Annotated in this window: 4 protein-coding genes; 1 reads left to right on the top strand and 3 read right to left on the bottom strand. The window is 49.8% G+C overall.

Annotated features, from left to right (window positions below; translation table 11 throughout):
* Window positions 1–192: 192 nt before the first annotated feature.
* The 3 genes from araD to araA all read right to left on the bottom strand — a co-directional run bounded on the left by araD (window position 193) and on the right by araA (window position 3,640).
* On the bottom strand, window positions 193–891 hold the full coding sequence (araD, locus tag KQI79_RS27060) for an L-ribulose-5-phosphate 4-epimerase (RefSeq protein WP_216541433.1): 699 nt from the start codon (window positions 889–891) through the stop codon (window positions 193–195).
* Between the two features lie 28 nt (window positions 892–919).
* Window positions 920–2,011, bottom strand: coding sequence for a GntR family transcriptional regulator (locus KQI79_RS27055; protein ID WP_216541432.1), 1,092 nt, complete (start codon window positions 2,009–2,011; stop codon window positions 920–922).
* A gap of 78 nt (window positions 2,012–2,089) precedes the next feature.
* The gene (gene araA, locus KQI79_RS27050; protein ID WP_253298441.1) at window positions 2,090–3,640 is read right to left on the bottom strand and encodes an L-arabinose isomerase; all 1,551 of its coding nucleotides are present in this window, start codon (window positions 3,638–3,640) and stop codon (window positions 2,090–2,092) included.
* A gap of 574 nt (window positions 3,641–4,214) precedes the next feature.
* On the opposite strand from araA, the gene KQI79_RS27045 reads away from it, so the two are divergent.
* Window positions 4,215–4,355 (top strand): hypothetical protein, encoded by a 141-nt coding sequence (locus KQI79_RS27045; RefSeq protein WP_216541431.1) that lies wholly within the window; start codon window positions 4,215–4,217, stop codon window positions 4,353–4,355.
* The last annotated feature ends 130 nt before the right edge of the window (window positions 4,356–4,485 follow it).

The following is a 4,485-nucleotide window of genomic DNA, read 5'->3' as shown; positions in this document are numbered from 1 at the left end:
TCGGGTTCTTTAGCATACGCATTTTTGAAAATTGCTTTCAAAAACACGTTTACATCGATAATTTTAACTCAAGCACCCCAAATTGAGCCTCAATCGCCCGGTTTATTCCGAGATCCTATATTTTGCTTACGCTTAAACTGCGTGTTCAAAAAGTCGACTTTCCGCACCGGAAAGAACGTTTCGAACCGTCAACTACATTGTCGTTTTTTGGCCGTAGTAAGCGTTCGCCCCATGCTTGCGCAAAAAGTGCCGGTCCAGCAGCGTTTGATCCATGGGAGGCGTATCGGGCCGGATCAGAAGCATCCGGGAAGCGATTTTGGCCACTTCTTCCAGAACGACCGCATTGTGAACCGCGTTATGCGCATCTTTTCCCCATACGAACGGCGCGTGGGAGTGAACAAGCACTCCGGGCACCTGGTTCGGATTCAAATCGGCAAATCGCTCTACGATCACATTCCCGGTTTCCAGTTCGTACGCGCCCTCGATCTCTTCTTTCGTCATCGGACGGGTGACCGGTATTTCCCCGTAGAAATAATCCGCGTGCGTTGTGCCGTACGCAGGAAGAGGGCGTCCCGCCTGCGCCCAGCTTGTTCCCCAAGGCGAATGCGTATGCACGACGCCGCCGATATCCGGGAACGACCGGTACAGAACCATATGGGTAGGCGTATCGGATGAAGGGCGCAATTCCCCTTCGACGACGCGGCCATCCAGATCGACGACAACCATATGCTCCGCCTTCAATTGTTCGTACGGCACGCCGCTCGGCTTAATGACGAACAGCCCGCTCTCCCGGTCGATGCCGCTTACGTTCCCCCAAGTAAAAGTAACGAGCCCGTGCTTGGGCAACTCCAAATTCGCTTCCAGCACTTGCTGCTTCAGGGCCTCCAGCATTGCCCCCACTTCCTTTCCATGTAAAATGTCAGTTTCTGTCGATCACCGAATCGCGGCGGATCAATACAGGCTCGAATATCGTATCTTCATAGATGTCTCCTTGCTCGATCATGCCGACCAGTTGCTTGGCCGCAGCTTCGCCCATCGCCGATTTGGGATGAGTCAGCGTCGTCAGCTTCGTTCCCGAAGCCGTCGCCAAGCTCGAATCGTCGAATCCGACGATGGACACATCCTCCGGAACGCGCAGTCCGCAATGGGCGACCGCTTCCATCAGGACGACCGCCAATTCGTCGTTATAGCATACGAACGCGGTCGGCCTTTCCTCTTCATTGCCGCTAAGCAATTCGATCGCCTGCCGGTAAGGCACCTCACGCTTTTGTTCGGTTGTAAAGGTTATCACATGCCGCGAAGAAACGGCCGATCCGTATTTCCGGTGCGCGGCGAGAAAGCCTTTCAGCCGATTTACGCCCTGCAAATCATCCCGTTTGAAGAACCCGGCGATCAAGCGATGGCCGCGGTCGAGCAGATGAAGCGCCGCCGCAAATCCGCCCGCTTCGTCGTCCACTTTCAAACAGGGACAATCGAGCTCGCGGTATTTTTCGTTGATCATCAAATAAGGGATGCCCTTTTCCTGCAATTTCAGGAAATATTCCAGATTCGGATTGCCCTCCGCGCTTTTGGTCGGCTCGATAATGAGCCCGCTGAGCGGCTGGCTCGTCATCAATTGCAGGCTTTCCATCTCTTTCTCTTTATTATTGTCCGTACTGGACAGCAGCAGACGGTAGCCGCGGCTTCGCAGTTCCGCCTCCGCACCGCGCACGATATGCGGAAAAATATAATCCGAAATATACGTCGTTACGATGCCGATCGTTTTGACCTGTTCGTTTTCGCGCCGCAGAGGGTTTCTGGCGAACGTGCCTTTGCCTTGAATCCGTTCCAGCCATCCTTCCTGCTCCAGTTCCCCGAACGTTTGCCGTACCGTCTGACGGCTCAAACCGAATTGCTCCGCAATTTCGTTTTCCGACGGGAACTGTTCCCCGGGCTGCAACTTGCCTTCCTGCAGCCATGCCAACAATTCGTTTTTTAATTGTACATATTTAGGAATTCGTACGTTGCTCATCTTTCACCTCAGCCGCCGCAGCTTGTATTTGTCCAATGGATGCGCCATACCGCCCGGATGGCCGCAGGCAAAGCTTGCTTAACCTAATAAACGGTAAGCCGCGTCGCTCCAGCGCAATTCGTTCTTGAACCGTTGTACGGACGTTTCCTTATCGATCACAACGGCTTCGATCCCGGCCATTTCCGCCCAATCGGTCAAATTCCCGGCCGTGATGGCGTACGATAGAACGGTATGATGCGCCCCGCCCGCCAGAATCCAGGCTTCGGCCGATTCGCGCAAGGAAGGTTGAGGCTTCCACAGTACGCGCGCAACCGGCAGCTTCGGCATCGATTGTTCCACCTTCACGCCGTCCACGACGTTAACGAGCAGACGGAAGCGATGTCCCAAATCGACGAGCGAAGCGTTCACCGCCGGTCCGTCCTGCCCGTCGAAAACGAGGCGCGCCGGATCCTCCTTGCCGCCGATGCCGAGCGGATGCACCTCAACCGTCGGACGTCCGGCCGCAATGGTCGGACATACCTCCAGCATATGCGCCCCCAGAATCATATGGTTGCCCGGTTCGAAATGGTAAGTATAGTCTTCCATGAACGAAGTGCTCTTATTGCCGGCGAGCACTTTCAATACCCGGGTCAACGCCGCCGTCTTCCAATCTCCTTCGCCGCCGAACCCGTAGCCTGCCTCCATCAGCCGTTGTACCGCCAGACCCGGCAATTGTTTCAGCCCGTGCAAATCTTCGAACGTCGTCGTAAACGCTCCGAATCCGCCTTCCTCCAGGAACCGTTTCAAGGCGATTTCAATCCGCGCCTGATACGCGATCGCATCGCGGACCGGCCCCTCGCCAAGTCCCGCTGCGGCAATTGTATACCGTTCGGCGTATTCGTTCAACAGCGATTTCACTTCGCTTTCTTCGACCTCATTCATCAATTGCGCCAGATCGCCGATGCCGTATCCGTTGACAGACCAGCCCAATTTGATTTGCGCCTCTACTTTGTCCCCGTCGGTTACGGCCACTTCGCGCATATTGTCTCCGAAACGCGCCACCTTCAGGCTGCGGCTCTCCGCGAACGCGGCCGCCGTGCGCATCCAGCCCGCAATGCTTGCGCGTACCTCTCCGTCTTCCCAATGGCCGACTACAACTTTGCGGGCCAGGCCGAGCCGGGCCCCAATATGTCCGTATTCCCTGTCGCCATGAGCGGATTGGTTCAAATTCATGAAATCCATATCGATCGTTTCCCACGGAATATCCCGGTTGAATTGGGTATGGAAATGAAGCAACGGCTTCCGCAATTGCGACAATCCGCCAATCCACATTTTGGCCGGGGAGAACGTATGCATCCATGTGACAATGCCTGCGCAAGAATCGTCGCTATTGGCGTCCAAAATTAGCCTGTAAATTTCATCCGGCGTCTTCACAATCGGCTTGAAAACGATCGGGTAAGTGAATATCGGATCCTGCGCGAGCTGTTCGGCGATAATGCGCGAATGCTCCGCAACTTGTTCCAACGTTTCCGGACCGTACAAATGCTGGCTTCCGGTCACGAACCAAAATGTACACGGTTTCACCTTTATCAATTCAATCGCCTCCGTAAATTGGTTATTATGCCTTGGCACTTTAACTTGTACATACATCATATCGGTTATCCATGTTATTTTTCAACTTGTACGTACAATATAGAATACATCTATTTTACCGTCCCATAATGAAAAAGGCAAGATATTTCTGGACGATTTTGATCATTTCACTCCTTCTTGTAGATACAGGAATTTTAAATTCTATATTAATGTATAGATAAAAAAAACTTCTTATATTATCGTTCAGCTAATTTTTCGAAAAATTAGATTTATGTACTACCATTAATATTCGTTTGATGCTTTAACTCTTCAACCCATTGTGAACACCTCCTAAAGTAATTATTATCTTTTACTAATGGAGTGTCCACTTTTTATTCAGTCGCATATAAATAATATGAATAAAAATGGAACTAAGTGGGAATGTTGACAATTGTCAGTTAACATTATATCCTTTAATTGTTGAAATCTTATTACGTTACGATAATTTGTTTCGAATTTATCTGTTTCCTGTTTTTTTACTTTCATGCTTATTGCACAGATTCTATATTTCCTCTGTTCCAGAAGTTCAAACAAACTAATGTACTCTTGGATGGAATTGCAAGAACTTACCGATAAATAAGGAGGAAGATAAATGAGTTTTATTGTTGATATATTAAATGTTATTTTAGTTTTTTTACCACCTTTATTATTAGTTATTATTGTGTATGGGCTTTTTTTACTTAATAAAATTCTTTTTGAACTTAAAAAATTGAATAATAATTTTAAAAAATAATACTTGGTTCAGGTCAAGTCCATTATTGTGTGTAAAATGATCCTCGTTGAGATTGTGCTAGCCAATCCGAACTACTTTTGAATCACCTTTTTTCCTGGTCTTGCGCCATTCGAGGAACTCTGCCATATCG

The organism is Paenibacillus sp. MSJ-34 (genome assembly GCF_018918005.1).
In the GTDB taxonomy this organism is placed as follows: Bacteria; Bacillota; Bacilli; order Paenibacillales; family Paenibacillaceae; genus MSJ-34.
The sequence above is the reverse complement of the archived record's forward strand: the minus strand, read 5'-3'. Positions and strand labels throughout refer to the sequence as shown.

What these genes read in the sequence shown, in the direction of transcription:
- KQI79_RS27055 (WP_216541432.1), bottom strand. Translation starts at nt 2,011, where the DNA reads ATGAGCAACGTACGAATTCCTAAATATGTACAATTAAAAAACGAATTG.
- araA (WP_253298441.1), bottom strand. Translation starts at nt 3,640, where the DNA reads ATGTATGTACAAGTTAAAGTGCCAAGGCATAATAACCAATTTACGGAG.
- araD (WP_216541433.1), bottom strand. Translation starts at nt 891, where the DNA reads ATGCTGGAGGCCCTGAAGCAGCAAGTGCTGGAAGCGAATTTGGAGTTG.
- KQI79_RS27045 (WP_216541431.1), top strand. Translation starts at nt 4,215, where the DNA reads ATGAGTTTTATTGTTGATATATTAAATGTTATTTTAGTTTTTTTACCA.